23 protein-coding genes and 1 pseudogene are annotated in these 25,644 nt (G+C 60.8%); 6 read left to right on the top strand and 18 right to left on the bottom strand.

The features are described 5' to 3' along the window. Nucleotides 1-11 precede the first annotated feature (11 nt). The gene (locus tag N2600_RS31550; protein WP_017968504.1) at nt 12-452 is read right to left on the bottom strand and encodes a hypothetical protein; all 441 of its coding nucleotides are present in this window, start codon (nt 450-452) and stop codon (nt 12-14) included. Between the two features lie 322 nt (nt 453-774). Between N2600_RS31550 and N2600_RS31545 the strand changes: the two genes are divergently transcribed. From N2600_RS31545 to N2600_RS31530, 4 genes are all read left to right on the top strand, one after another. Continuing rightward, complete coding sequence (locus N2600_RS31545; protein ID WP_260299578.1) at nt 775-2,703, top strand: adenylate/guanylate cyclase domain-containing protein; 1,929 nt, start codon at nt 775-777, stop codon at nt 2,701-2,703. Between the two features lie 255 nt (nt 2,704-2,958). Next, the gene (locus N2600_RS31540) at nt 2,959-4,044 is read left to right on the top strand and encodes a polysaccharide pyruvyl transferase family protein (RefSeq protein WP_260299577.1); all 1,086 of its coding nucleotides are present in this window, start codon (nt 2,959-2,961) and stop codon (nt 4,042-4,044) included. A 19-nt stretch (nt 4,045-4,063) separates the two neighbouring features. Further along, complete coding sequence (locus N2600_RS31535; protein ID WP_260299576.1) at nt 4,064-5,578, top strand: lipopolysaccharide biosynthesis protein; 1,515 nt, start codon at nt 4,064-4,066, stop codon at nt 5,576-5,578. A gap of 154 nt (nt 5,579-5,732) precedes the next feature. Continuing rightward, nucleotides 5,733-6,824, top strand: coding sequence for an acyltransferase family protein (locus tag N2600_RS31530; RefSeq protein WP_260299575.1), 1,092 nt, complete (start codon nt 5,733-5,735; stop codon nt 6,822-6,824). A gap of 411 nt (nt 6,825-7,235) precedes the next feature. On the opposite strand, the pseudogene N2600_RS31525 reads toward N2600_RS31530, so the two are convergent. The 13 genes and pseudogenes from N2600_RS31525 to N2600_RS31465 all read right to left on the bottom strand — a co-directional run. Further along, nucleotides 7,236-7,337: pseudogene (locus N2600_RS31525) on the bottom strand (FHA domain-containing protein); the annotation flags it as partial. Nucleotides 7,338-7,378: 41 nt separating this feature from the next. After that, entirely contained in the window at nt 7,379-7,690 is a 312-nt protein-coding gene (locus N2600_RS31520) for a hypothetical protein (protein WP_260299574.1), read from the bottom strand. Between the two features lie 729 nt (nt 7,691-8,419). Then, entirely contained in the window at nt 8,420-9,298 is an 879-nt protein-coding gene (locus N2600_RS31515; RefSeq protein WP_260299573.1) for an FHA domain-containing protein, read from the bottom strand. 2 nt (nt 9,299-9,300) lie between these two features. Continuing rightward, the gene (locus N2600_RS31510; RefSeq protein WP_260299572.1) at nt 9,301-10,206 is read right to left on the bottom strand and encodes a type II secretion system F family protein; all 906 of its coding nucleotides are present in this window, start codon (nt 10,204-10,206) and stop codon (nt 9,301-9,303) included. Next, nucleotides 10,203-11,066: a type II secretion system F family protein gene (locus N2600_RS31505; RefSeq protein ID WP_260299571.1), complete on the bottom strand. Its 864-nt coding sequence runs from the start codon at nt 11,064-11,066 to the stop codon at nt 10,203-10,205. The genes N2600_RS31510 and N2600_RS31505 overlap by 4 nt, the downstream gene beginning before the upstream one ends. A gap of 12 nt (nt 11,067-11,078) precedes the next feature. Continuing rightward, a complete protein-coding gene (locus N2600_RS31500) occupies nt 11,079-12,977 on the bottom strand; it encodes an ATPase, T2SS/T4P/T4SS family (RefSeq protein WP_162115122.1) in 1,899 nt (632 codons plus the stop codon). A gap of 20 nt (nt 12,978-12,997) precedes the next feature. After that, nucleotides 12,998-13,954 (bottom strand): Flp pilus assembly protein CpaB, encoded by a 957-nt coding sequence (locus N2600_RS31495; protein WP_260299570.1) that lies wholly within the window; start codon nt 13,952-13,954, stop codon nt 12,998-13,000. Beyond that, a complete protein-coding gene (locus N2600_RS31490; protein WP_260299569.1) occupies nt 13,951-14,877 on the bottom strand; it encodes a hypothetical protein in 927 nt (308 codons plus the stop codon). The genes N2600_RS31495 and N2600_RS31490 overlap by 4 nt, the downstream gene beginning before the upstream one ends. Nucleotide 14,878: 1 nt before the next feature. Next, nucleotides 14,879-15,559 (bottom strand): TadE/TadG family type IV pilus assembly protein, encoded by a 681-nt coding sequence (locus N2600_RS31485; RefSeq protein WP_260299568.1) that lies wholly within the window; start codon nt 15,557-15,559, stop codon nt 14,879-14,881. Continuing rightward, nucleotides 15,531-17,174, bottom strand: coding sequence for a TadE/TadG family type IV pilus assembly protein (locus tag N2600_RS31480; RefSeq protein WP_260299567.1), 1,644 nt, complete (start codon nt 17,172-17,174; stop codon nt 15,531-15,533). The genes N2600_RS31485 and N2600_RS31480 overlap by 29 nt, the downstream gene beginning before the upstream one ends. Continuing rightward, nucleotides 17,171-17,968: a TadE/TadG family type IV pilus assembly protein gene (locus N2600_RS31475; protein WP_260299566.1), complete on the bottom strand. Its 798-nt coding sequence runs from the start codon at nt 17,966-17,968 to the stop codon at nt 17,171-17,173. The genes N2600_RS31480 and N2600_RS31475 overlap by 4 nt, the downstream gene beginning before the upstream one ends. A gap of 5 nt (nt 17,969-17,973) precedes the next feature. Next, nucleotides 17,974-18,537, bottom strand: a complete 564-nt coding sequence (locus N2600_RS31470; RefSeq protein WP_260299565.1) for an A24 family peptidase — start codon at nt 18,535-18,537, stop codon at nt 17,974-17,976. 13 nt (nt 18,538-18,550) lie between these two features. Further along, the gene (locus N2600_RS31465; protein ID WP_018246152.1) at nt 18,551-18,754 is read right to left on the bottom strand and encodes a hypothetical protein; all 204 of its coding nucleotides are present in this window, start codon (nt 18,752-18,754) and stop codon (nt 18,551-18,553) included. 508 nt (nt 18,755-19,262) lie between these two features. On the opposite strand from N2600_RS31465, the gene N2600_RS31460 reads away from it, so the two are divergent. Together N2600_RS31460 and N2600_RS31455 are read left to right on the top strand one after the other, a co-directional pair. Beyond that, complete coding sequence (locus tag N2600_RS31460; RefSeq protein WP_012763633.1) at nt 19,263-19,394, top strand: hypothetical protein; 132 nt, start codon at nt 19,263-19,265, stop codon at nt 19,392-19,394. After that, nucleotides 19,394-20,536 carry a CpaF family protein gene (locus N2600_RS31455; RefSeq protein ID WP_032985809.1) on the top strand — a complete coding sequence of 381 codons (1,143 nt, stop codon included), beginning with the start codon at nt 19,394-19,396 and terminating at the stop codon, nt 20,534-20,536. The genes N2600_RS31460 and N2600_RS31455 overlap by 1 nt, the downstream gene beginning before the upstream one ends. Nucleotides 20,537-20,559: 23 nt before the next feature. Here N2600_RS31455 and N2600_RS31450 read toward each other — a convergent pair whose 3' ends face one another. The 4 genes from N2600_RS31450 to N2600_RS31435 are packed head-to-tail and all read right to left on the bottom strand — an operon-like array spanning nt 20,560 to nt 25,596. Beyond that, nucleotides 20,560-21,105, bottom strand: a complete 546-nt coding sequence (locus tag N2600_RS31450) for a sarcosine oxidase subunit gamma (protein WP_162115115.1) — start codon at nt 21,103-21,105, stop codon at nt 20,560-20,562. Further along, complete coding sequence (locus N2600_RS31445) at nt 21,098-24,055, bottom strand: sarcosine oxidase subunit alpha family protein (RefSeq protein WP_260299563.1); 2,958 nt, start codon at nt 24,053-24,055, stop codon at nt 21,098-21,100. The genes N2600_RS31450 and N2600_RS31445 overlap by 8 nt, the downstream gene beginning before the upstream one ends. Further along, complete coding sequence (locus N2600_RS31440; RefSeq protein WP_162115113.1) at nt 24,052-24,333, bottom strand: sarcosine oxidase subunit delta; 282 nt, start codon at nt 24,331-24,333, stop codon at nt 24,052-24,054. The genes N2600_RS31445 and N2600_RS31440 overlap by 4 nt, the downstream gene beginning before the upstream one ends. Nucleotides 24,334-24,345: 12 nt before the next feature. Then, nucleotides 24,346-25,596 (bottom strand): sarcosine oxidase subunit beta family protein, encoded by a 1,251-nt coding sequence (locus N2600_RS31435; protein WP_260299562.1) that lies wholly within the window; start codon nt 25,594-25,596, stop codon nt 24,346-24,348. Between the last annotated feature and the right edge of the window lie 48 nt (nt 25,597-25,644).

Raw genomic sequence — 25,644 nt, 5'->3', positions numbered from 1 at the left:
AACGACGGCCCTTACTTCACCGTGATGGCAATGCCGCTGAGATCGGCGTTGACTTGCAGGCCTACCTGCTTGCCTGAGAGCTCGAGTTGGGCGCCCTTGTCATTGGTCATGACAATTACCTGTGCCCCTTTGCCGACCGCGCCGCCACCACCCGCCGCACCGTAGACCCCCGTCACATCCCGGGCGCGGCGAATGTGGCGAACGGCACCATGGAAATAGGTCTTAGAAGCCCCGAAAGCGAGGCCGCCCGAAATGCCGCCGACAGAGATGGGATAGTGGCGACCATGGAAGGTCAGCGTGCCCTCGCCTCCAGAACCACCCACAAAGAAGGCAGCCTTGTAGACTGAGAAGCTGATCGTGCCGCTGTCGGCATGCGCGGAGCCGGCAAAGCTGATTGCTGCTGCAGCGATAACCGCAGCCGCGACTGAACGAAATCCGGATGAAATCTTCATGATGCGAGTCTCCTCAAAAATCGAGGCTTACCCAGCCAGGAGGGAACGTAAGCGTCATGCCAAAGTCACTGCTGAAACAGTCTCGCCCATCATTAGTTCCCAACACGCGGCCAGAATCCGGCTGCGAGAAGGCCGTCACCAAACGAGGCGGATGGCAAACATAGTCTCGGTGGCAGCTAACGCTTTCCGGGCAACGTCAAGATCGACTTTACGGCCGGCATAGCACCACAAGCAGACATGCCGTTTTGGCGGTGTGCTAGTTGCGGCGCGTCGATCGGTGTAGACTGCCGACACTATTGCATGTTCATGCAAGGCAACGATGATGGGTACCCCCACGCTTGACCGGAAGCTGCTCGCGATCCTAGCGGCGGATATGGTCGGCTACTCGAAGGCTATGGAGGCCGATGAGGCCGGCACCATCAAGCGACTGAAGGCCATCCGCGCCGAGTTGATCAATCCCGCCATCTCCCAGCGCCATGGCACCATTATCAAGCTAATGGGTGACGGCACGCTCGTCGCCTTCGACAGCGTGGTTGATGCGGTTGCCTGCGCCGCGGAGTTTCAGAGTGTGGTGGCGGCGCGCAACGCCGACCTACCGGAGCCTGAGCGCATCGTATTTCGCGTCGGGATCAATCTGGGCGATGTGGCCTTGGTGGATGGCGATGTCTATGGGGATGGAGTGAATGTCGCCGCGCGGCTGGAGCATTTGGCCGAGCCCGGCGGCGTGGTGGTGTCGGGAACGGCATACGATCATCTCCAGGGCAAACTCGACTGGCCGCTCGATTTCGCAGGCGAGCAGCAGGTCAAGAATATCAGCCGCCCGGTACGGATGTATCGGCTGAGACTCGACGGCAAACGGGCGCGTCGGCCGCTTCTCAAAATGATACCGCGCTGGGCTAAAACGGCTGCGGCGTCTATCGTGGCGCTTGCGCTGGCGGGCGGCGGGGTCTGGTGGTTCTTGCAGCCCGAACCTTTGAGTGGCAAGCCTTCGGTGGCGGTGCTGCCCTTCAACAATTATGGCGGCGACGAGGCCAGCGGGCGTCTGGCCGATGGGCTGACTGAGGACATCATCACCGACCTCGCGCGGTTTCCCGAATTCGAGGTGGTGGCGCGGAATTCGACGGAAGTTTATAAAGGCAAGCCCGTGGATGCCCGCCAGGTCGCAAGCGCGTTCCATGTCGGCTTTGTACTGGAAGGCTCGATCCAGCGGCAGAGTGGCCGGGTACGGATCACAGCACAGTTGATCGATGCAAAAACCGGCCACCATCTTTGGTCGGAGAATTGGGACCGGCCCGATGAGGACGTGTTCGCCGTTCAGACCGAAATCGCAGAACAGGTCGCCAACCGCCTCGGCGGCGGAGTGGGACTGATTCAAGAGGCCGGGCGGGCTGCAGCCAAACGCAAACGGCCTGAAAACCTGAATGCCTATGATTACTATCTTCTCGGGTCCGAGAAGATCGAAAAGCTCACCAAAGCCGATGACGAGGAGGCCATCACGTTTCTCAACCGCGCCGTCGAGCTGGACCCGGGGCTGGCACGGGCCTGGGTAGAACTTTACCATGCTCATGATCTGATGGGTGTGTTTGGCGTCAATCCCGAGAGCAACCGCAAGGTGGCCGCCGATGTGGCCGAACGCGCGGTGCGGCTTGATCCGAGCGACGCTGAAGCCCATGCGGTGTTTGGTATGAGCCTTGCCAATAAGGGCGATATGGGCCGCGGCAAGTCCGAATTCGAAACGGCCCTTCGTCTCGCACCGGGTTCGTCCGAAATCCTGACTTTCTACAGCGGCTATGCAGCACGATTCGGTGAACCAGAACGCGGTGCTCAAATGGTCGACAAGGTCATGCGGCTCGACCCGAATTATCCGATGTGGGCGTCCAACTTCTTCGCGCCTGCCTATTTTATGGCGGGGCGGTATGAAGACGCGGTGACGATGTTGGAGCGCATGACGCCCAACAACTACCAAAGGTGGACTTGGGTGGTCCGTAGCAGCTCGCTTGCGGCACTGGGTCGAACCGATGAGGCGCATGCTTCAGCTATGGAAACTCTCAGACAGCACCCCGAGGTGACTGTCGAGAGCATGATCAGTGAACCCGGCCTAAGCATAATCGAGCGCAATCGGTTCATAGAGACAATGCCGCTCGCTGGCTTCCCGGCATGCGCCAGGCCCGAGGCGCTGGCGAACCTCGCCAAACCTGTGCGACTGCCGCAATGCGAGGCGGGGAAGGCCGAGCCCCTCGGGCAGCCATAGAGCAGCCCTGTGCAACGCCGCTGATCACCCCGGCACCGGCGAGCATTACTTGCTACAGGCCCGCGATCAGCGGCGGCGACAAGCTTCAAGGCGGCGCGGCGCTGCAGCGACGCTCGAACCTCGTGATCGCTGGTGGCTAAGAAGTGGGACAATTTGCCCACTTAACTATTACTTAAAAGTAATTCATCCTCCAATTGACTTTTCAGAATCGCGGCTGTAATTGCTGTTTGAGTTTTGAAAATACAAGTTGAGTATATGCATCACCTTGGCGAAGTTGTAATACGACGACAAAAAGAAAACTTGATTGAAATCGTAAGTAAATTTGTAAGTCGGGGACAGCCTTACGTTATAATGAACTTTCCATCCAATAAAGATCCAGGCCATCACGCGAGTTGGCTTGGATTGTCGATGGTATTGCGCGAAGTAACGGGGCGCCTCCCGGTGCTGACTGGCAGCACCGCTCAAAGTATAGATGAGATAAAAACAACACCAGGCGACGCTCCAATATTCATTTGCGGTTGGACCGACTTTGGAGACGCGCGGACCGGCAGGGATGATGTTCGCTACCGGTTGATGTGGAAATATCCGGATCGAACGATCATTCAGATGCCGCAAACGATTCATTTCGCGAACGAGTCGCTCAAGGAATACGCAAAACGTACGATTGGGAGGCATCGCAATTTTTATTGCATGACACGCGATGGTCAGAGTTTCGAGCTGGCGAAAGCCAACTTCGATTGTGATGTCGAGGCCGGCCCGGACACGGCATTCGGCATGGGAACGCTGAAACCGTTCGAAGCCGATCCTCTCAGGGTATTATATGTCATGCAGCCTCTTGGAGAGGACGAGGTTGATATAGCGAAAGCGCGAGCGATCGTTGATGGACCTCTTACCAATTGGATCAACGGTCCAAATAGCTTGTCGCGGATGCGCAAGTCGAGCGTCGTCAAGTCGGCGTTGCGGCATGGCTTTAGCCGCACAGAGATGATCGCCCAACATCGTGAGGATGTCGCGGCTCGATATGTCGATTACGGCGTGAAGATCCTGTCCGGCGCGCAACGGATCATCACCAACCATCTACACGGTCATATTCTCTGTCTTCTGCTGAATAAGCCGCACATCGCGGTTGCGAGGGACGGAAGCAATCTACACGACGTCATCGGTAGCCAGACTGGCGATAGCCCTCTGGTGGAGAAAGCGACAAATTCCGGTGAGCTTTTAGCAGCAATGTCTCGCCTGCCGTATGAGATGGCAGGAACTTGGTACAAGTCGAGTAAACCCATGAATCCAAGTCCCGCTATTCCCGCCCCCGATCTAATACCTCAACCCTCCACAGTCTGATTCCCGGTAGGAGCTCACTTTGTCGGTTTTACGAGACGACGATATTCTATTCAGCCATGTCAGTGAGAACCGATCCGCCGCAGCCGTAAGGGGCGCTTTCTGGTCGGCGCTGAGCACGCTTATTCCGACAGTTCTGACCTTCGCCGTCTTTGTGGTGACGTCTCGCGTTCTCCAGCCCCAGGATTTCGGTCTTGTCGCGCTGGCATTCAGCATCGTGTCGTTTGCGGGCAGCTTTGGACCAACGGCATTTGGCGAAGCGATCATACAAAAAGCCGAAATCAGGCGCAGCCATCTGGATACGATATTCCTGCTTTCGCTCGCTTTTTCATTTTTGATCTATGGCGCTTTGTGCATAGCCGCTTCGCCGATCGCGGCCTATGTGGGGCATGAGCAAATCACACCCCTGATTTACATCATGGGATTGAAGGTTTTCTTCGACTTCACGGCCGTCGTTCCGAATGCAATTGTCAATAGGAAGATGTCGTTTCATCTGGTAGCCGTCCGCACCGTGATTGCTACCATCACTTCTGCCTGCATTTGCCTTGTTTTGGTTCTCGCGGGTTTCGGCTTGTGGGGGCTCGCGATTGCACAGATCGCAGCCACAGCGGCATCATGCGGCGCCGCTTTCTGGGGCGCCGGGTGGCGGCCCGGGCTTCACCTGAAGCGAGCGAGCCTCAACGAGCTCCTTCACTATGGGTTCTTTGCATCCGGCACTCGGTTTTTACAGACGATGAGCTTGGACAACTTGCTCATCGGGGTGCTGTTGAGCCCGTCAGCGCTCGGTATCTATAACTTTTCCAAGCGTCTGTTTGATATGATCAACAACGTCATCGCCGGGGGCTTAACATCTGTCACGCACGTCTTGCTTTCTTCATTGCGAGCCGATCCGAAGAAAGTGCGAGAAGCATTTCTCATGGCAACGTTTGGCTGCGCTCTGGTGTCGTACCCCGTATTCATCGGCCTTGCCGCCGTTGCCGATGATGCGATCACGACAATTTTCGGTACACATTGGATCGCGGCGGTTTGGCCGGTTCGGTTCTACTGCGTTATAGGATTGATGGCTGGGATCGGCTACGTGCAGGCATCCTTGATCAAGAGCCAGGGAGAGATGGATTGGTGGTTTTACTACCAGCTGGCACGAAACCTCCTCACACTCCTGACGATCGCAATTCTCTATCCTTATGGTGTCACGACGATTGTTTTCGCCATAATGATCGAAGTTCTGTTGTTTTGGCCGATCACCAGCTGGAAGGTTTCGCAGCATATAGAGCTGAGTATCCCGGCATATCTGGCGCAATTCCTGCGGCCTACGATAGCCTGTGCGGGAATGGTTGCTGTCGTTTTCCTCCTCCACGAATTGCTCATTCATTGGTCCCCGTATCCACGCTTGGCCGCGGAAATCCTCGCCGGCGGCATGGTTTACTGCGGCCTGATATTCGTTCTGTGCAGATCTCGTTTAAATATCTTGATCGGCAGTATAGAGCAGGCACGGCAGCGCAAGAGCAATAGGGGTAGAGTTGCCAACCCTGCATGATTTTCCGGCCCTGGCGCATAGACCTGTGTCGCGATTTGAAGGATCTGGCGCTCAAGCCATCATCTGAAATTATGAGAACGTCGCTTCGGTGACGTTCTCATCCACCACATCCGAACGCCCCTCAGACACAACGCGTCATAGGATAATCCATAAGATGACTAGCCTCGACCACGGTTATTCGCCACCGACGATGGACGATGTAGGAGTCTCGGTTGCCTACCGCAACCGCTACTATACGCTCGATGCAATGCGCGGATTTGCCGCCATCTGTGTTGTCGCTACACATTTCCGGGAGAGCTATGCGCCTTCAGCCTATCTAGCAGTCGATTTTTTCTTCGTTCTCAGCGGATTTATTATTGCCGATATTTACGGAAAACGGCTCGCCCGCGGTCTGCTGTTCCGGTCGTTTATGGCGGCCCGTATCAAGCGCCTTTATCCGCTCTATTTGATCGGAATTTTGGTCGGCCTCATACAGATCATTCTGTTAACAAGCTGGGGGCTGAGAAATCAAAGTCTTATCGACCTGCTGGCGTCGACGACTGCGAACACGTTCTTTCTGCCCAGCCCAATGTATTTCCTTCAAGCGAACCCGATGCAAGGAATGTTTCCAATCAACGGTCCAGCGTGGTCGATGTTCTGGGAACTGTTGGTGAATATAGTCTTCGCCCTGCGGCTTTTTCGGCTCTCTATCCGAGCCCTCTGCGGAGTTGCATTGGTCTCGGCTGCATTTTTGGTTTTTGTCGGTCTTAAATACGGCATGTTGAATATTGGCTGGGAATGGCCTTCAGCGATTGGCGGCCTGCCAAGGGTGATGTTTTCATTTACCGCAGGGGTCGTGATAAGCCGTCTATTCGGCGGCATGCCCGCTTGGAGGAAGGGCTGGGCCGCCATTGTGCCATGCCTTCTTCTGATGATTTGCATTGCGGCGCCGGTTTCTGTCTTCTTGCGACCTTACTACGACTTGATGTTCGCAATGGCCTTGGCGCCGCTCATCGTGATGCTTGGCCTCTTTTTGGAGGTGCCCGCAAAAGCAGAGGCGTTGGCGACGTGGGTTGGGTACATCTCCTATCCTGTCTACATCTTACACCGAGGTGCGGTCGGTGTTTTCAAGCCAGTTGCAGGAGCGATCGGATTGAATGGCCCTCTTGCGTTCTGCGTGTTTCTAACCGCAGTCGTATGTTTCGCGTATGTGGCCGCTCGTCTTGTTGACAAAACCATGGCTACGCGGACTCGTCGAGCTCGATAACTTCTGCTTCCGCTATAGGTCTACGTACTTAAATGCATGGGTGCGCTGGGAATGGTCGATCGACCGCTCGTCTTGCAGTTAGTAGTTTGGGCCGGCTTCGGTGCATTTGCCGTAAGCTTCGCCGTCGCTTTTTGGGTGATAATCAAGGTGCTCAGTCAGACCGGCTGTCTGGTAGATAAGTCAGAAGATGAGGGGCCTTAGCCGGCGGGAACGGCAAGCGCGCAAGCGCAGCCGCTTCGAGAGATACTACGTCGCCGAGGAGTTTCGTTCATTGCGCAAGGCAGCCGCCATCGCCCAGACAGGTTGCGCTTTATCCTTCGGCTCCCTTCTGTTGCTGGGCTTCTTGTTTGGCGAGAGAGCGTCTCATTAGGTTCGAACCACCTTCCGGTCAAATGCCCATCAAACTGGCGATCAGCGGCGCGCCGGCGGCTTCGTGGCAGTCCGCCGCTGCAGCGCGAAGGGCGCGGCCGAGCAGTTGATGACGGGAACCAGATCGTAGGTCTGCTGGTAGAGGCCCATTCATCTGGGATCCGTAGCCAGGGAACGCGCAAAACCTACTCGCTACGAAGATCGATTGCGTCAGAGGGCGCTTTGATCCGATGTCGCTTCGTCTCGAAAATTTCCGTCATAACGGCGAAGCCGGTGGGGGTGGCTCCAACGAACTGGCGGGTGGTTTTGATGATTTTTGAAGTTGCTGTAGAAATCACGACTTCTGATTTGGCGTTATAGCCATCTCTTGCCCAGTCCACCTGAAAAACCTTCACCGGCACTGCGCCATAGAGGCTGTCGGAAGCGTCCGAGCAATGCCGAAGAACTGCTCCGATACCATCTACAGTCTTGCGTAGCCACGGTGTCGCAAATGCCATCTACCAAGCCCCTGCCGATCATAAGCTAAATCACCAATGAAGACTCCACTTGAGAGCAGGTCAAAGGAGCCCGTCGGCTGAACGCCGTAAAGCGTGGCCGCGAAATTGCCGCTAACCGTGCGCTCATAAGAACGGTTGACGAAATCACATAAAGGGTCTTCGCCTGGGAGACGGTCGACCTACGATCTTCTTGTGCGGCAGACTGCGATGCGACCAACAAAATCACAGGGAGAATTAAAGCAACGATGCTGAGGCGCATACTGACCTTCACTTATTTTCGGCCTGTCGTTTCCGAGCCGCCAGGAGCGACAGTACTCCATCCAGCTTGCTCATCATTCACCGCGTCAGGTTTAGCAACGGAAAAGAGAAACCTTAAGCAGCTTGCACGGAACTGAACTCGACAACCGGTTGCCGCGTCCTACTCTCCTGCAAGCGTCAATGGCGAACGAACTCGGCTGTCACAGGTGCAATTGGGGTCTGAAATTTGGTTGGCGCGGCAATACCCCGTCGGACTTTGAAACGATGCTCGAACCATAGCTTCAACTGAGCATTCCTCAAGCAGATCACAAACGCTCCAAAAATGGACCTGCCGCCAAGGCATAAAAGGCCTCACCCGCCCTCGGCAGCACGCTCTGCGGGTTCATACCAAGCGGCGATTTGCCCGCAATGCAGGCACAATGACGAGCAAGCCAGGTTTGTATGTCAGCTAGCACGATGCAGGACTGGCGATCAGCGGCGCGCCGGCGGCTTCGTGGCGGCACGGCGCTGCAGCGCGAAGCGCGCGGCCGAGCAGTTGATGTCGGGGACGAGGTCGTAGGTCTGCTGGTAGAGGCTCCGCGCCAGTGTGTTGTTGCCGCGGTTTTCCGAGGCAAGGGCTGCAAGGGCGGTGCGTTTGTAAGCCTCGACGATCGGCTGGGCGGCCTTTGCCAGCGCGGCGTCGTCAGACGGTTCGGCTGCCAGCGAAAGGGCGGCATAGGTTGCCTCGCCGTCCCTGCCGACGCGGCCGCCGACGGCCCCGTTGAAACTTTGCTCGGAAACCTCACGCATGCGCCGGGCATTCTTGATGCATGTCGGAATGCGGGCCGCTTCGGCATTGATGCGCTCGGCCGTCGGGCCAGTTTCCGCGCTGCTGCCGCCGGACAGGATCACGTAGCCGATGATGCCGACGATGGCGAGATAGACGACCCCCATTCCGGCCAGGAAGGCCGGCTGTTTGAGGAGCGACTTCTTCGGCTTGTCGTCAGTTGCCTTGGAGGCCTGCTTCTTCGGCGCTTCCTTGGCTGAGGCTTTGACGACGAACTGGAATTCGACGTCCTTGCCGAGACGGAAGCTGTCGCCTGATTTCAGCGAGGCCGTCTGCAACAGCGCTTCGCCGCGCAGCATGATCGGGTTCAGTCCCATCCGGCGAATGATGAAGCCGCCGTCGCTCTGCCGCTCGATGCGCGCATGGATCGGCGCCAGAAACGGATCGTCGACGACGATATCGGCATTAGCAGCCCGGCCGATCGACATCTCCGGCCGGTCGAGCACATGGCTGCGGCTCTGGCCGCCGGGACCGGTCTGCAGAAGGCTTGGTTTGTTTCCGCGAAAGAAGGAAAAAAAGGCCATGATCAGAACATCCCACTCGACATCATCTCGACAATTGCAGGCGCCAGCACCAGAAGCAGGATCGACACGACGATCATCATCGCCGGCATGACGATCTTGGCCTTCAGCTTTTCACTGGCCCTGTCGGCCTTTTCCCAGCGGCGGAAGCGCAGGTCACGCGCATGTTCGCGCAGCAGCTCGACGCGGTTGCTGCCCTCGACTTCGCCCTGGATCACGGCGCGGATGACGCGAATGACCTCTTCGGCGGTCATGCGGCGCTCCAGCCGCTGCAGCGCCTCGATCATGCCGGTGCCGAGCGCCACGTCCTTCAGCGTCTGTTCGATTTCCTCGCTCATGACGGTGCCGGGTGCGGCTTCGGCATAAAGCCTCAGGCTTTCCGGCAGCGTCGCCTGCGCCTGCTGCGTCATGACGACGAGATCGAGGAAATAGGGAAATTCGCGCGAAATGCGTTCCTTGCGGTCCTGCGCCTTGTCGTCGGCGACGACCCAGAAATAGATGGCGGGGATGAGGCCGAGGATCAGCCCGGCCACCAGCCCGCCGATCACGCTGCCGCTGGCGATGCCGAACAGCAGGCCGAGCACGACAAAACCGAAGAGGCTGAGAACCACGAGAAGCGCGATATATTCCCGTCCCGTGACGCCGCCGAACGGCCGGCCGGCATAGATCAGCTTCTGCTCGAGCTGCGCGCCGTAATCGGCCAGGAGCGGCTCGAAATGCGTCAGCACGAATTCGACCGGGGTGCGCATGCCGATGCTGTCGACGATATTGGGTGGCGGGCCATCGCCGCCGGCGGACCGGCGCACCACCTGAATGCTGCCGAGCAGATCGCTGATCCACCAGACGAACAGCGCAGCGGTGATCCCGGCAAAGACGACGGCAATCGGGGCGAGAGGTATCTGAGATATCATACCGACACCTTCATCATCGAGCGCATCCAGAAGAAGCCGGTGGCATAGAGGATGGCGCCGACGATCGCGATGACGATGCCGATGGCGTTGCCGAACACCTTATCGATCAGTTCAGGCTGGCCGAAGAAGATCATCAGGATCATGAACAGCGCACCGCCGTTGACGACGCGGAAATTCATCCGCGCCTGCGACGACGAGGTCGTGATCTTCTGATCGAGCTTCCAGATTTCCTTGAAGGATTTCGACATTTCGGTCAGCGGTTCGGAAATGTCGCCGCCTTGGCGGGCAAAGAGACCGAGGGCGGCATCGACCATCTTGAAATGCAGGCTCGGCACGTTGCGACCGTGGCGGTCGAGTGCCTCGACCAGGCCGATGCCGAGCTTCTGTTCGCGGGCAATGCGCTCGAACTCGCGCGAGGCCGGCATCTGGCCGGTATCGGCCACCGCATTGACGGCGATGGCGAGCGGCTTGCCGGTGCGCACCGCCGAGACGATCTGGTCGACGGCGTAGGGAAGCTGCGATTCGATCTGCAGCCAGCGGCGCTGCAGAAAATAGCGGATCACGCCCTTGGGGAGGAAGATCGCGACCGGGATGGCGATGACGAAGCCGAAGATCGGCCCGAAGATCAGCGAGACCACCGCGAAGACGACGATCGCAGTGATGCCGTAGGCGAGGATCATCGTATAGGGCGGAACGGCATCGCGCCCGAAGACCTGCGCCGCCTCGCTGGCGAGCGCAATGTCACGCTCGGTGGCACGCAGCAGCGGCGCCGGCCAGCGCACCGGCGCGCCCCAGACAAGCAGCCCCGCTGTGACCGCGCCGAGGGCGACCGTAAAAATCTGCAGAATGCTGACATTCATGGTTTTCCCCCCTCAGACGAACATGTCCAGTTTTTCGATTTCGCCGTCGTCATTGAACTCGACGAGCTCGGCGACGAAGCTCGGCAGGTAGCCGGTGAAGGCATGTACGGCCTGGCCGCCGGCGCGGCCGACGAGATTGAATATCGGCTCGACGATGATCAGGCCGGTATCCGGATCGATGCCGATCACCTCTGATATTTCGGTGACGGCACGCCGGCCGTTCGCCAGACGGTTGAGCTGCACGACGAGCTCGACGGCGGCAACGATCTGCTGGCGGATCGCCATGACAGGCAGCGAGCTCTGCCCCTGCAGCACCATCACTTCCAGGCGGGTCATCATGTCCTGCGGTGTGTTGGCATGCGCCGTTGTCATCGAGCCGGCATGGCCGGTGTTCATCGCTTGCAGCATGTCGATCGCCTCCGCACCACGGCACTCGCCGACGATGATGCGGTCGGGACGCATGCGCAATGCGTTTCGCACGAGGTCGCGGATGGTGACGCTGGTCTCGGACTCCGCCGTCTTCGGCCGCGATTGCAGATAGACGACGTGGATCCCATCGAGCTGCAGTTCCGACGTGTCCTCGACGGCAACGACGCGCTCGCCGACTGGGATGAACTGAGACAGGCTGTTCAAGAGCGTCGTCTTGCCGGAGCCGGTGCCGCCTGAGACGACGATGTTCTTGCGCGAGCGGACGGCTGCCTCGAGGAAGGCGCGCATCGGCTCGCTGAGCGCGCCAGCGGTCACCAGCTTGCTGATATCGAGCCGCGACTTGCCGCCGAACTTGCGGATGGTCAGGCAAGCGCCCTTGACCGCCAGCGGCGGAATGACGGCGTTGACGCGCGAGCCATCCGGCATGCGGAAGTCGGCCATCGCCTCGCTCTCGTTGATCGAGCGGTTGGAATCGACGGCGATGCGCTCGATCACCTTCATCAACTGCCGCTCGTTGGCGAAGGCGAAGGGGTAGCGCTCCAGCAGGCCGAATTTCTCGACGTAGATCTCGTCGTAGCGCGTCACCATGATTTCCGAGATGACATCGAGATCCATCAGTTCGGAGATCGTCCCCCAGCGATACATCAGCTCCTCGATATTGGAGCGCAGGTGCATATGGGCGATCTCGTAGCGGTCGCCGGCGTTGAAAAGAGCCTGCCTGGACTGGAATGCGGCGCTGAAACGGCTATCGAGCTGGGCGAAGTCGGAGCGGGTGGATTCGAAGTTCAGCTTAAGCTGCAAGGCCGAAATCAGCGCCTTGCCGACGTCGAACAGGCGGCGATTGTCCTGCTCCTCACGCGAGAGGCTTGCGGCATTCGACGAGGCGTCACGCCGGCCCGTCCGGGCGATGCGTTTTGCCAGCCACCGATAGACGGCATTCTTGATGACGAGGATGACGAGATCCTGCGGCGCGCTGTCGAGCGCCTCCTTGATGAACATGTCGAGACGCTCGCGGATACGGGTGCGCGTCTCCTCGCGGCCGAAATCGGAGGATTTCACCAGCCGGTCATACTGCGTGTCCTTCAGCAGGCGCTCGTGAATTTCCATCTGCAGGGCGAGCACGCGTTCCTGATCGGGAAACTGCGTGACCGCGACGGGCGCGGCGGCCGGCTCGACGAGCTCGATCGTGACGTTCGGCACCCAGATCGACATGCCGGCCGAAACCGCAACCGGCGTGCCGGCTCGAAGCGGCTGATCGTCGACGCGCGTCGGGTTGCGGCCGTGATGCTGCACCGACCAGCCCTGGCCCGATTTCCGCAGCACGAATTGCGGCGAAGAGACGTGGCTGCCGCGCAGCCGCACGACGCCCGCGCCGGCGGGCAACGTCAGCGTGCTACTTTCGCCGACGAAATAGGTCTCGTTCGCCGAGAGCGGGATCACCTCCCGACCGCTGCCGTCCTCATAGGAAATCTTCAACAGCATGGCTCATTCCCCCGCGACGGTCACATCCGCGTCCAGTTGATGCTCGGCAGGTCCTCGACGGTATTGTCGGCCGGATTGCGCAGCACGAGATTGAGGCTGCCGTTCGACTGGCCCATCGCAAAGATCAGCATTTCGGCTTCCGACGGCGTCACTTCGACGGTCACATTGTTGTAAGTGCTGTTGGCCTTGGTGACTGCACCCTCCGCCGTCGTCGCCGCGCCGACGGCCAGCACTTTGACATTCTGCAGGAAGGTGCGGGTGACGACGCGGGTGCGCGAGCTGATGCCGAGTTTATAGTCCTGCGCCTGTTTGCGGTAAGCGTTGACATCGTTCTCGTCGGCGCCCGGATACTGGGTGAGATAGTTCTTCAGCATCTGCTCGACCGGTGACTGCGGCTGGGCTGGAGCCTGCGGCTGTCCGGCTACCGCCGGCGCCTGGCCAGGAACGGTGGGCTGACCTAGCACGGGAGCGGGCTGGCCAGGGGCTCCCGGCTGGGTCGCGGCAGCCGGCGCCACTGGCTCGACCGGTTCGTCGACCGTGCCGAGGATATCGACATAGCTGCCCGGCTCGACGAAATGGCCGACTGCCGAGGCCGCGTTGACGGGAAGGGTCAGTGCCCGCTTGCCGGGTGCGATCATCGTCGTCAGGCGTCCGCCGTCGTTATCGTCGAAATACTGGAAGAGCAGCACCGAGCCGGCCGGAATGTCGGCGGCGGCCGTCCTGTCCTTCAACCATTCCTGATAGGCGCTGGCCGCGGGGACCGCGAGCTTGGCCAGCGCCCCGAAGCTTTCCGGCAGCATCACCGGTTCGGCGAGCATGTCGGGTGTGATCGCCTGACCTCGCGTCACCTTCCTGTCGGGCTGGAGCCGCATGAAGGCATAGGCCACCTGCTCGTTCTTGACGCTCTCGGTCCAGAAGTAGAGCAGAACGCCGGTGATGAGCCCGACGATGACGGCCGCGATGAGCTTCCAGTTCATGGTGTTGTTCCTTCGACGAAGGGTTGCCTGATTTGAATGACTTCGACGGTCCGGCCGTCGGTTTTACTGCGGGTGTACAAGACATTGGCCTCGACGCTGCCGCGCCGGCCATAAAGTGCTGTGACCCGGCCGTGCTGCACTGGCGGCGTCTCGATGGTGAAGCCGTCGCGGGCAAGAAGATCGGCGCGCTGATCGGACCAGCGCGTGGCCGACAGCGCGCCTTTGGACACGACCGTGCGTGACGTGTGGCCCTTGTCGCGATCGCCGATATCGCTCAGCACCTCGGCACCGGCCGGCGGACGCAGCGACATCGGCAGCTTGCTGACATCGGCCGCAGCCGCGAAGGCCGGCAGCGTCGCCGCGACATCCTCGAAGCGGCTCATCAGCACCTCGGTCCTCGGCGCGTCGGCGGGACGGCGGATCATGATCGAGACGCCGGGGATCGGCGCCCTTGCCGAGGGATTGGCCGGATCCTGGCGTCTGAGATAATCGAGGGCCGCCTCGCCGTCGCCGTCGAAGAACCGTACCACCACGGCAAGATCATCGCGGATGCGGCTCATCTTCGGGACGATCAGCATGTTGGCGGCGATGACGTCAGTCAGTTCTTGCCTGTCATTGCTTTTCGGCATGGCGGGCCTTGTATTGACGGCCAGTACCCGCAGCCATTCGTCGGTGATATCGGAAATGCTGCGATCGCTCTGATAGGGCGTGAATTCAAGCGGCTGGCCGTTGATGACGAGATCGCGCGGCGCCCGTTCCGGCGCGCCGACAATTCCGGCCAGCATCAAATTCAGCGTCACCCTCAAATCCTTGTAGATCTCGGCGCGGCCTGGTGTGGCCATGGCGGCGGCGAGCCCGATGACGAGCGCCAAACCGGTGAGATGGCCGAGGGGATGATGGGAGATGCGCGAGCCCTGTCTCATCTTATTTCGCTCCCGGAAAGACGCCGTCGAAGAGATCGCCGGAATCGTCGGCGACATCGCGGATTTCGCGGCGGAGCGTCGGATCGTAGCCGTGGCTCGTGGTGTCATTGTTGTGCGAGGCAAACAGCGTGGAATCGTCCACCGTGAACGCATCCTTCCAGCGGAGGCTCCTGATCGTATCGAGATCGTCGGAATCCCTGAACTTGTAGACGCGGTCGGCTGTCGCGGTGACGAGCTGCGGCTTCTCATTGGCGAGGTCGCCGACCATGTCGCCGAAGTCGCGGCCGTCGCTCTTCAAGGTATTTTGGACATCGTCCCAGACAAAGGTGCGCTGCGGGTCGCCATCGCCTTCATGCGATGGTGTGCGCGAGCAGTTGATGGCGTCGCCCCCGGGCACTGCCGGCAGAGCCGGGATCGGGACGACATTCGAGAAATCCGACGTGCAGTCCAGCCCATTTGCCTCGGCGAAGGCGGCGTTGCGCATCGCAAGCATGGTTCCGACCTTCTTGGTGGAAATCTTGTTCGCGTGGATGACGAAAATCACGATCAGCAAGATAACAGGCGCGGCGAGCACAAATTCGATCGAGGCCAGACCGCGCCTGTCGCGGTGCAGCCGCATCAGCAGCCCGCGGCCAGCAGGACCGCCCACAGGCTCAGTGTGTGTTGACGGCAGCCCAGGCATTGGCTCCTCCTCGGTCGAAGACGCGGGTCAAGCCGGTAAAACTGTCGGCCGCCGGGCTCTGTTTGATGGTGTTCGAAACCTCGCCGATATCGTCGGCAAGCGTAGCGGGCGCAAGCGATGCCAGCCAGTCCTGAGTGTAGAGGTCGAAGGCCGTGTAATTGTGGACCCAGCTCTGCGCGAGCGCATAGGCGGACGGTGTCTTGTCCTTGAAGATGCGGATCTGCAGCCTGGCGCGCGGGGCGCGGGAAACGATCGCCAGCGTCTGGTAGTCGTCGAGCTGCTCGCCGCCGAAGGGCGAGAAGTTGAAGGGGATGCGTCCTTTCAGCCAGTAAGGCTTCGGGAAGGAGATGACGGGCAGGGGAGCACCCGCCACGGAAATCGCGCCACCGGCTGGGCCGCAGACCTGGTTCCAGATCATGTCGAACTTGCGGGTGAAATCGTTCTCGTCCTTCGTCTGGGCATCGGAATAGCGCGGCGGCACGTCGATCGGTAGCTGGAAGGGGTTGGTGATGCCGAAGCCGACGCCGAAGACCTTGTCCGCCAGCCAGAAGCTGACATCGAGCGCTGCTTCCTCCAGCCAGCTCAGATCGCCGGCATATTGCTCGACGATCGCCTTGAACGGAACCTTGCTGAGATAAGCCGGGCCGAAGGCTTCATAGAAGATGTAGAACTCCACCAGCGCATCGTCGACGCCGCTTTCGTGGTTGACCCAGTCTCGGATATGGCTGCCATCGACTCCGCCTGCCGTTAGTGGGCCCTTGCCGTTGGGGAACCCACGATTGGCAAATTCGCCGCGCATCAGAAACGGGTCCTGTCCCTGCGTGCCATTGGCCATCGCAAGGCACATTTCAGCATAGGCCGAGGCGGGATTGATGCCGTCACGATCGACCGGCAGGTTACCGCCCGCACCTTCTCCGGCCTGGTCGCAGGACTCACACGGCGGATGAAAGACGACGTGATCCGACTTGTTCAAGCGCACCAGATGCAGGGCTTCGTTGCTGACGCGCTGCGGAAAGCTTTCGACGAGGTAGTCGTTCAGATCGTTCATCGCATCGATGATGTCGCTGGACTTCTCGATGAGGCCCAAAGGATTGTATTTGACTTGCGCCGCCACCGTATATCCGATCGCTTTGGCGGCTTCCAGCGCCCGGAATCCCTGGAACGCCAGGCAAGCCCCATAGATGATGCCACCGACGATCGGGACTTTTTGCCAGCCGGGGCAATAGGGCATTGGCGGAAGCGGAGGCAGCAGGGACGCCGGCCCGAAGCCTTCCGTGAACGAATATTCGGCGAGTTTCGCCAGAATGACACCCGAGCGCAGGGCAAGTTCCGCCGTCGTCAGCTGAAAGGCGACCGACGTCGCCATGACAACGGTTGCCTGCGACGAGGCGACGTTGTTCATCGCCATGATATTGAGATAGCGCGCCTCCCAGTCGGCATGGACGAGTGCTGCGGCATCGGCCGTGTCCTGGGTGCGCTGCTTGTCGTAGATCATCTGTCCGGTATTCAGGATCCAGACGATCATCAGGGCAAGCGCGATCGTCATGTAGAGGATGATCGGCGACAGGAAGCCGCGTTCGTCGCGGTGCAGGCGTTTGATCAGGGCCGGTGTCATAGCAGGTTCACCTCCGCCGTCGAGATCGTATAGTAGCGGCCGTCCTTCCTCTGACCGCGGGCAAAAACCCAGCCGGCATATTCGAGCAGCAGGAAGCGCGCTTCCACCTTGGCGGTGACCGGCACATGCGGTGAGCGGTTGATGGCGGCATAGAGCGCCATCGGCGCGCGGTCGACGGTCACCGTGACGTTCTGCGGATCGAACATGTAGCGGGCCTGGTTGCGCATCGCCCGCCAGTTCTTCGAAAGGCCCGAGGCATCGGCAAGGCTTTTCAGCGCCTCTTCCGGCGGCTGGCAGGCGCCGACGCATTTCAGCTGGTCGTAGGGTGCGGCCGGGATCAGCGCCAGGCGGGCGGCAAGTTCGGCCTTGCCGGCGGCGGCATCGTTATCGCAGGTCTTGACGTCGATGAGGCTCCGGATGGTGATCGGCAGGGCCGGGCAGAAATAGACGCGGGCGCTGCGCGCCGCCGCATAGGCGGCATAGTGGGTGAAGAGGTGGTTCTTGGCCAGTATCGTGAACTGGAAGACCACGAACATGAAGAAGACGAAGACCGGTGTCACAAGAACGAAATCCATCATCGTCGTGCTGCCGGAGGTATCGCCGTGCAGCTCCGATATCCGGCGCCGGCGGGCGGAAAGCCGCGGCAGCAGCAGCATCGAGGCAAGCAGCATCATGGCGATCGCAAAGGTACCGAAGAGCGCGCCGTGATCCTCTGGGATCCAGAAGGTCCGTGAGTGCAGGATCGAACTCCAGAAGGCGCCGTCGAAGATGGGGCGTTCGAGTTCCGCGCGCATTGCCGTTACCTCACGAGTGAAAGAGGGGTGAAATCAGGCATGGAAAGGCACCAGAGAAGTCCGAGAGCAGCGGCAACGCCGAAGCGCACGGTATGATGTGTCTCGCGCGGCTTCAGCACGGAAGCGGCGTCGCGGAAACCGGCGGGCAGGAGAAGCGCAAACAGTCCGACCGTTCGCGCCAGCACGCTCCACTGAACACGCCGCGCCATGGAGAAAACGGCAATCACGCCGCCGACCATCAGCGATGCAAGGGTGACATCGATGGCGGGCCAGAGGCCGAGAAGGGCGCCGAGCGCCGCCATCAGCTTGACGTCGCCGCCGCCGCAGCTTCCGGCTGCGAAGGCGATGAGAAAGATCAGGCCGGCTGCAAGGAGGCCTGCGAAGGCAAGCCCTGTTCCTGCGAGACCGCCGCTGACTGCCGCCAACATGAACCCGCCAAGCAGGCAGGGATAGGTGACGGCGTTCGGGATATGACCGTGGCGATGGTCGAGCACCGCCGCGGTCATGGTGCAGGCGACGGCAAGAGCCGCCGCCGCAGGCATCAGGGTCAGATCATAGGTCGTATCCATGATCCCGACCCGCTTATTGACCCGGCTCAGGAATTCTCTCGGCATCCGAGAGCGCCGTGTTCTTTTCATTGAACCATTCGCCGATCTGCTTGCCGAATGCGAGCAGAAGCAGCATCAGCGGAATGACGATCAGGGCGACGGCCAGGACGATCTGGGCCATGTCGCCACGCTCGTCCTTGTGAAGTGCAATTGCGAGAGTCTTGAGTTTACCAAACATGTGATTACTCCTCATTCCCAGGTTTGTTTCGGTTCGAAGCCCTGATGAAGATGAACCAAGCATACGCCATCGATCCGAACGAGCATGTTGCTCGATCCAACGATATTTTCTGCTTCAGCTTATCTTCCCCGGCTGCCAACGTTTGTTGAACAACACCATTAAGACCCAAGAGTGCGCCCAAGGCCAGCCCTCCGTCAAGCAAACGAAACGAAGGGTTCCAATTGTCTTGGAGGCATCGCCGGCACAATCGCAGTTGACGTCATATTTTTTCAACTAACAGCTTGAACGGGCTAAGATTTTAGCTGCATGGCCGAAGTTTTTGCCAACCTGGCGAGGCCTCGTCTACTGCTCCATAATTGGTCAATTCTTTCAAAGCGATAGAAGAAACAGCATATGGCGATCATAATGACTGCCTCCGCGGGGCCCGGCCATGGCGTTGTTTGGCGATCTGGATTAAGCTTTCGGAAAATGGCGGATGTCGCCCGCCAGTCGATCCGGAGAGAGAACGATGGAAACGATGAGCAGCATCTTAATACTTGGATTGGTCCTCATTCCACTGATGATGTTCTTTCCGACCGCGGTCCAGATGATGGCGACACTGTTCGGCATGAGCACGGTCCTGGTCGGGATGCCGCTCTGATGAAGGCCGTTTCCGACGACGCTGCCGAACAGGCAACCTTCCAGGTCCTGACCCGGGCGCTGGACAAGCTGCTCGGGCCGATCCGTTTTCTCCTCGACGATCCGAGCGTGTCCGAAATCCTGATCAACGGGACATCCGACATCTTCGTCGAAAGGCGAGGCAAGCTCGAACGCGCCGATACGCGTTTTGCCAGTCGCGAAGATCTGGAATCGGCCGCGCGCAGCATCGCGCAATTCTCAGGCAAGCGACTGACCCCCGAGGAGCCGAGCATCGAGGCGCGCCTGCCGGATGGTTCGCGCGTGCAGATGATCCAGCCGCCGGCCGCCCGCACCGGGCTCTGCATCTCCATTCGCCGCTTCCTGAAAGAACATCGCAGCATCCGCGACCTCGTCACCCAGGGCAGCCTGACGGAGGAATCGCTGTCGCTGCTGCAGGCGGCCGTCGGGCTGCAGAAGAACGTCATCATCTCCGGCGGCACCGGCACCGGCAAGACGACGATGCTGAACGCGCTGTCGGAAGCCTTTGCCGACCACGAGCGCGTCATCGTCATCGAGGACACGTCCGAACTGCAGATCCGCAAGGAACACGTGGTCTATCTCGAAGTGACCAAGCCCGACCGTTTCGGTCGCGGCGGCGCCAGCATCCGCGACCTGTTCCGCTCGTCGCTGCGCATGCGGCCCGACCGGATCATCGTCGGCGAGTGCCGCGGCGGCGAGGCGCTCGATATGATCCAGGCGATGACATCAGGCCACAGCGGCAGCCTTTCGACGGTGCACGCGAACACCCCCTATGACTCCCTACACCGGCTGGAAACGCTGGCGCTGATGTCTGATATCGACATGCCGCTTCGGCCCCTGCGCGCCCAGATCGCCTCGGCGGTCGATGTCGTCGTGCAGATCGCCCGCTTCAAGCGCACCGGCCGGCGCCGCGTGATCGAGATTTCCGAGATCAAGGGCCTGAACAATGACGGCCAGTATATCGTCGAAAGCATCTACAAGCTCGAGGGCGACGGTCATTCCAATCCCGACGGCGCACTGCTGTGGACGGGTGTCGTGCCGAGCTTCGCCGCCGATGCGCTGGAAGAGCTGCAAGGTGCGGAGCGCCCCGAATGGGTCGGAGCCGCCGCGCTGCATACAGCTTAATAACGATCCCAGACCCTCCTCTGTTAGACGCCGTCCTTTTCCGCGCTCGCCGCCATATGCGCGAGATCGTCCCAGAGGCTTTCGGCAAAACTGCGCAGGACCGTGAGTTCGAAGCTGTCATCGCCGGTGCGGACGATCTGCACGGAGAGATGACCGACCATCGTCAGCACAGAATGGCCTTCCGGAAAGACGGAAGGATCGAGATCGACGGCTGTGCCTCGTGACAGAAGTGCGCGCGAAGAACGGCCGGAAACGCCGATACGCACGCGGCCGTGGCTCTGGTCCATGACGAAGGACCTTCCCGCAAGCGCTGCCGCGAGAGCATGGAGGCTGGCGGGCACGAGCGGCTCGTCACCGGCGACGAACCATTGCCGGAAACCCGCCTGGCGGATCGAACTTTTCGCAAAGCCCGCTTTCACCAATTCCGCGGTGAGCGCTGATGGTTCGATTGCGCCGAGCACATGCAGGAGATGGCCCTCCGGCAAGGCTTCAAGCCGAAGGCCCGCCCCTGAGATGCCGTTATAAACCATGCCGGCCAGAACCGGTTTGTGTTGCGGAAGATCACGCATGGAGCTTCTCGTTTTCGGGATCGATGAAGACGGGATGGCAGAGCACCGCATCGGTGAATTCGTTGCGCAGGCCGTTCCAGACCGTCACCCTTTCACCGATGCGTTCCGGCCCACGCCGGACGAGCGCCAGGCCGATCGTATGGCCGAGTGTCGGCGAAAAGGCACTTGAGGTGACGTAGCCCTGGTCGTTTTCGAGCGTCGCCGCAACGCCGTCGGCAAGAATATGCGAGCCGGTGCGGAAGCCGCTTGCCGGATTAAGCGGCTTGACGCCGACGAGGCGCGGCCGCTCGGGATCCTGCAGCCCTTGGCGCGCCAGCATTGCTTTTCCGATGAAATCCGGCTTGGTTGATGAGACCATGCGGCCGAAACCGAGATCGCCAGGCGTCACCGTACCGTTGATCTCTGCATGGGTGACATGGCCCTTCTCGATGCGCATGACGCCGAGCGCTTCGGCGCCATAGGCGCAGATGCCGTGCTTCTCCCCTGATACCATGATCGCATCGGCAACGCCTTCGCCGTAACCGGCCGGTACTGCCAGCTCGTAGGCGAGTTCGCCGGAGAAGGAGATCCGGAAGAGCCGGCCTTCGAGGCGGCCGCCGAAGAGGGTGACCTTGCGGGCACTCATGAAGGGGAAAGCCGCATCCGACAGGTCCTCGTCGACGATCTCCTGAAGAATGGGGCGCGACTTCGGCCCGGCAACGGCCATTTGCGCCCATTGATCGGTCGAGGAGGCGAAGCAGACGTCGAGCTCCGGCCACAGCGTCTGGGCGCAGAATTCGAGATGGGCCAGCACGCCGGCTGCAAGCGCCGTCGTCGTCGTCATGAAGAAATGGTTGTCACTGAACCGGCTGGTGGTGCCGTCATCATAGATGAAGCCATCCTCACGCAGCATGATGCCGTAACGCGCCTTGCCTACAGCAAGCTTGGCGAAGCCGTTGCAATAGATGCGATCGAGGAAGATCGCGGCATCCTTGCCAAAGATTTCGATCTTGCCGAGGGTCGAGACGTCGCAGAGGCCGGCGTTCTTCCTGATGTTCAGCACCTCGCGGTCGACGCTTTCGCGCCATGTCGTCTCGCCGGCGCGCGGGAACCAGGACGAGCGATACCAAAGGCCGGTTTCGACGAAGACCGCGCCGTTCTTCTCGGCCCAGCCATGCAACGGCGATTTGCGGGCCGGCTGGAAATGTTTGCCGCGCGATGCCCCGGTCAAGGCGCCGAAGGAAACCGGTGTATAGAAGGGCCGGAAGGTCGTCGTTCCCACTTCGGCGGGCGACACGCGGCGCGCCTCGGCAAGGATGCCGATGGCGTTGATGTTGGAAAGCTTGCCCTGGTCGGTCGCCATGCCTGATGTGGTGTAACGTTTGGCGAGCTCGACATGGCCGTAGCCTTCGCGGACGGCGAGGCCCAGATCCTTGAGATGCACGTCGTTCTGATAATCGACGAAAGCCTTGCCCTTCGAACCCTTCACCGACCAGAGCGGCTTTGCCTGTGCGGCCGTCTCGGAAGCGGCGGCAAAGGCCGGCTCTGCCGCTGCGAAACCGATCGCCTTCAACGCGGCAGCTGCCTTTTCCGCGCCATCGCCGAGGCAGGTCGCGGTTTGCGCCATGCCGGCGGCCGAGCCGGCAACGGCAAGGCCTTCCTGCTGGACAGGCGCCAGAAACGTCGAGGCCTCGTGCGACCATTGCGGTTTTGCACCGCGATGGCAGGCAAGATGAATGATCGGGCTCCAGCCGCCCGACATGGCAAGCGCATCCGCTTCGATCCGGCGGGTGCCGTCTGCGGTCTTGATGGTGACGCCGCGCAGGCGCTTGCCGCCAAATGCTTCGATGACCCTGGCGCCCTCCAGCACTTCGGCGCGGCCCTGCCAACTCCCACCTCCATCCCCGCGGCTGTCGACGATCGCCGCGACCGTGAGGCCGGCGGCCTCGAGATCGGCGGCGGTGCGATATCCGGCATCGTTGGTGGTGAAGATGACAGTGCTTCTGCCGGGCGCGACCGCTTGTCGAGTGAGATAGCTGCGCATCGCGCCTGCCATCATCACACCGGGAATATCGTTGCCGCCGAAGACGAGCGGACGCTCCTCGGCGCCGGTCGCAAGGATCGCCTGGCGGGCGACGATGCGCCACAATCGTTCGACCGGGCGTTCCGGATCGGGCATCGCCACATGCTTCTGCACCCGTTCGACGGCGCCGAAGACATTGTCGTCGTACCAGCCGAACACCGTCATGCGCGGCAGACGCCGCACATTCGGAAGTCCCTCCAGTTCGGCAAGCAACTCACCGAGAAGCGCGCCCGCCGGCTGGCCGTCGATGGTGCCGCTGTCGGAAAGCAGACTGCCGCCCAGGTCGGATCCCTCGTCGGCGAGGATGACGCGCGCCCCGGCACGGCCGGCGGTCAACGCTGCGGCAAGACCGGTCGGGCCGGCGCCGATCACCAGCAGATCGCAGTGCGCCCAGCATTTCTCGTAGGAATCGGGATCAGCCTCATAGGATGCTCTGCCGAGGCCTGCCGCCTTGCGGATCACCGGCTCGTAGAGCTTTTCCCAGAGGGCCGCCGGCCACATGAAGGTCTTGTAGTAGAAACCGGCGCTGAGGAAGGGCGACAGCAGCCCGTTGACCGCGCCGACATCGAAGCCGAGCGAAGGCCAGCGATTCTGGCTCCTTGCCGTCAGCCCCTGGTAAAGCTCGATCATCGTCGCGCGTGTATTCGGCTCGGTGCGCCCGCCGTTGCCCGTCGTCACCAGCGCGTTCGGTTCGGCAGCCCCCGCCGTCAGGATGCCGCGCGGGCGATGATATTTGAAGCTGCGGCCGACGAGCTGGACGCCGTTGGCAAGCAGCGCCGAGGCGAGTGTGTCGCCCGGATGGCCTTCGAGCGGCCTGCCGTCAAAGGTGAAACCGAGCGAAGTCGTGCGGTCGATGCGGCCGCCGGAGGAAAGACGGAAGCTCGTCATGCCGGTTCTCCGCCGAGCTTGGAAAGGGCGGCGTCCCTGACGCCGTGGACCGCATGGGTGACGGTATCGCGTTCGACGATCAGCCAGCGCCGGCATCCGGAGGAATGGTGCCAGTATTCACTGTGCCGGCCGCGCGGATTGTCGCGCAGATAGACATAATCGAACCAGGCATCCGCACCGGCATCCGGCGCCGGCCTGATAAGGCCCGCATCGCCGCGGATCGAAAATTCCTCCTTCGGTCGGGCGCCGCAATGGGGACAGGAAATCAGGCTTGCCATCGTCAAATGTCCTCAGTGCAGGTTGGGCTGGGCGCCGACGCCCTTTTCGTCGATCGGATAGCCGCGCGCGAAGCGGTCGAGCCGGAAGGCGCGGGCGGTCTGATGCGGCGTATTGCGGGCGATCAGATGGGCGTAGCAGAAGCCGGAGGCCGGCGTGGCCTTGAAGCCGCCGTAACACCAGCCGGCGTTGAGATAGAGATTGTCGATATGGGTGCGGTCGATGATCGGCGAGCCGTCCATGCTCATATCCATGACGCCGCCCCAGGAGCGCAGATAACGCACGCGCGACAGCGACGGGATCAGCGCCAGCCCGGCTTCCGCGACGTGCTCGACCGAAGCGAGATTGCCGCGCTGGGCATAGGAATTGTAGCCGTCAATATCGCCGCCGAAGACCAGGCCGCCCTTGTCAGACTGGGACGCGTAGAAATGCCCGGCGCCAAAGGTGACGACCGTGTCGATAAACGGCTTCAGTCCTTCGGAAACGAAGGCCTGCAGCACATGGCTTTCGATCGGCAGCCGCAGGCCGGCCATATCGGCGACGACGGTGGAATTGCCGGCGGCCGCCAGCGCCAGCTTGCCGCAGCCGATGAAACCCTTGCTGGTCTCGACGCCGGTCACCTGACCGTTTTCGCTGCGGATGCCGGTCACCTCGCACTGGGTAATGATGTCGACACCGCGGCTGTCTGCGCCGCGCGCATAACCCCAGGCGACCGCATCATGGCGCACCGTGCCGCCGCGCGGCTGGAACAGGCCGCCCATGATGGGGAAACGGGCATTGTCGAAGTCGAGGAAGGACAATTTCTTGCGCACCGCCTGCCGGTCGAGAAGCTCGGCGTCGACGCCGTGCAGCCGCATGGCGTTGCCGCGGCGCGTATAAGCGTCGCGCTGGGCGTCGGAATGGAAGAGGTTGAGCACGCCGCGCTGCGAGACCATGGCGTTGAAGTTGAAGTCCTGCTCCAGCCCTTCCCAGAGCTTCATCGACAGCTCGTAGAAGGGATTATTGCCCGGCAACAGGTAGTTCGAGCGGATGATCGTCGTGTTCCTGCCGATATTGCCGGAGCCGAGATAGCCCTTCTCGAGGACGGCGACATTGGTGACGCCGAATTCCTTGGCAAGATAATAGGCGGTGGCAAGACCATGGCCGCCGCCACCGACGATGATGACGTCGTAATGCGGCTTCGGCGCCGGGTCGCGCCAGGCAGGCAACCAGCTTTTGTTGCCGCGAAGGCCGTTGAGGAAAATCGAAAGAGCGGAATAGCGCATGGGTCACCCCGGAAAGAACAGCTGCATGATGCCAGAAAGGGGAGGGCG

It is taken from the genome of Rhizobium sp. WSM1274, assembly GCF_025200775.1.
Lineage (GTDB): Bacteria > Pseudomonadota > Alphaproteobacteria > Rhizobiales > Rhizobiaceae > Rhizobium > Rhizobium leguminosarum_I.
The sequence above is the reverse complement of the archived record's forward strand: the minus strand, read 5'-3'. Positions and strand labels throughout refer to the sequence as shown.

Bases quoted from the DNA above. Each gene is read 5' to 3' on its own strand.
- N2600_RS31550 (WP_017968504.1), bottom strand. From the start codon at position 452: ATGAAGATTTCATCCGGATTTCGTTCAGTCGCGGCTGCGGTTATCGCT.
- N2600_RS31545 (WP_260299578.1), top strand. From the start codon at position 775: ATGGGTACCCCCACGCTTGACCGGAAGCTGCTCGCGATCCTAGCGGCG.
- N2600_RS31540 (WP_260299577.1), top strand. From the start codon at position 2,959: ATGCATCACCTTGGCGAAGTTGTAATACGACGACAAAAAGAAAACTTG.
- N2600_RS31530 (WP_260299575.1), top strand. From the start codon at position 5,733: ATGACTAGCCTCGACCACGGTTATTCGCCACCGACGATGGACGATGTA.
- N2600_RS31520 (WP_260299574.1), bottom strand. From the start codon at position 7,690: ATGGCATTTGCGACACCGTGGCTACGCAAGACTGTAGATGGTATCGGA.
- N2600_RS31515 (WP_260299573.1), bottom strand. From the start codon at position 9,298: ATGGCCTTTTTTTCCTTCTTTCGCGGAAACAAACCAAGCCTTCTGCAG.
- N2600_RS31510 (WP_260299572.1), bottom strand. From the start codon at position 10,206: ATGATATCTCAGATACCTCTCGCCCCGATTGCCGTCGTCTTTGCCGGG.
- N2600_RS31505 (WP_260299571.1), bottom strand. From the start codon at position 11,066: ATGAATGTCAGCATTCTGCAGATTTTTACGGTCGCCCTCGGCGCGGTC.
- N2600_RS31500 (WP_162115122.1), bottom strand. From the start codon at position 12,977: ATGCTGTTGAAGATTTCCTATGAGGACGGCAGCGGTCGGGAGGTGATC.
- N2600_RS31495 (WP_260299570.1), bottom strand. From the start codon at position 13,954: ATGAACTGGAAGCTCATCGCGGCCGTCATCGTCGGGCTCATCACCGGC.
- N2600_RS31490 (WP_260299569.1), bottom strand. From the start codon at position 14,877: ATGAGACAGGGCTCGCGCATCTCCCATCATCCCCTCGGCCATCTCACC.
- N2600_RS31485 (WP_260299568.1), bottom strand. From the start codon at position 15,559: ATGCCTGGGCTGCCGTCAACACACACTGAGCCTGTGGGCGGTCCTGCT.
- N2600_RS31480 (WP_260299567.1), bottom strand. From the start codon at position 17,174: ATGACACCGGCCCTGATCAAACGCCTGCACCGCGACGAACGCGGCTTC.
- N2600_RS31475 (WP_260299566.1), bottom strand. From the start codon at position 17,968: ATGCGCGCGGAACTCGAACGCCCCATCTTCGACGGCGCCTTCTGGAGT.
- N2600_RS31470 (WP_260299565.1), bottom strand. From the start codon at position 18,537: ATGGATACGACCTATGATCTGACCCTGATGCCTGCGGCGGCGGCTCTT.
- N2600_RS31465 (WP_018246152.1), bottom strand. From the start codon at position 18,754: ATGTTTGGTAAACTCAAGACTCTCGCAATTGCACTTCACAAGGACGAG.
- N2600_RS31460 (WP_012763633.1), top strand. From the start codon at position 19,263: ATGGAAACGATGAGCAGCATCTTAATACTTGGATTGGTCCTCATTCCA.
- N2600_RS31455 (WP_032985809.1), top strand. From the start codon at position 19,394: ATGAAGGCCGTTTCCGACGACGCTGCCGAACAGGCAACCTTCCAGGTC.
- N2600_RS31450 (WP_162115115.1), bottom strand. From the start codon at position 21,105: ATGCGTGATCTTCCGCAACACAAACCGGTTCTGGCCGGCATGGTTTAT.
- N2600_RS31445 (WP_260299563.1), bottom strand. From the start codon at position 24,055: ATGACGAGCTTCCGTCTTTCCTCCGGCGGCCGCATCGACCGCACGACT.
- N2600_RS31440 (WP_162115113.1), bottom strand. From the start codon at position 24,333: ATGGCAAGCCTGATTTCCTGTCCCCATTGCGGCGCCCGACCGAAGGAG.
- N2600_RS31435 (WP_260299562.1), bottom strand. From the start codon at position 25,596: ATGCGCTATTCCGCTCTTTCGATTTTCCTCAACGGCCTTCGCGGCAAC.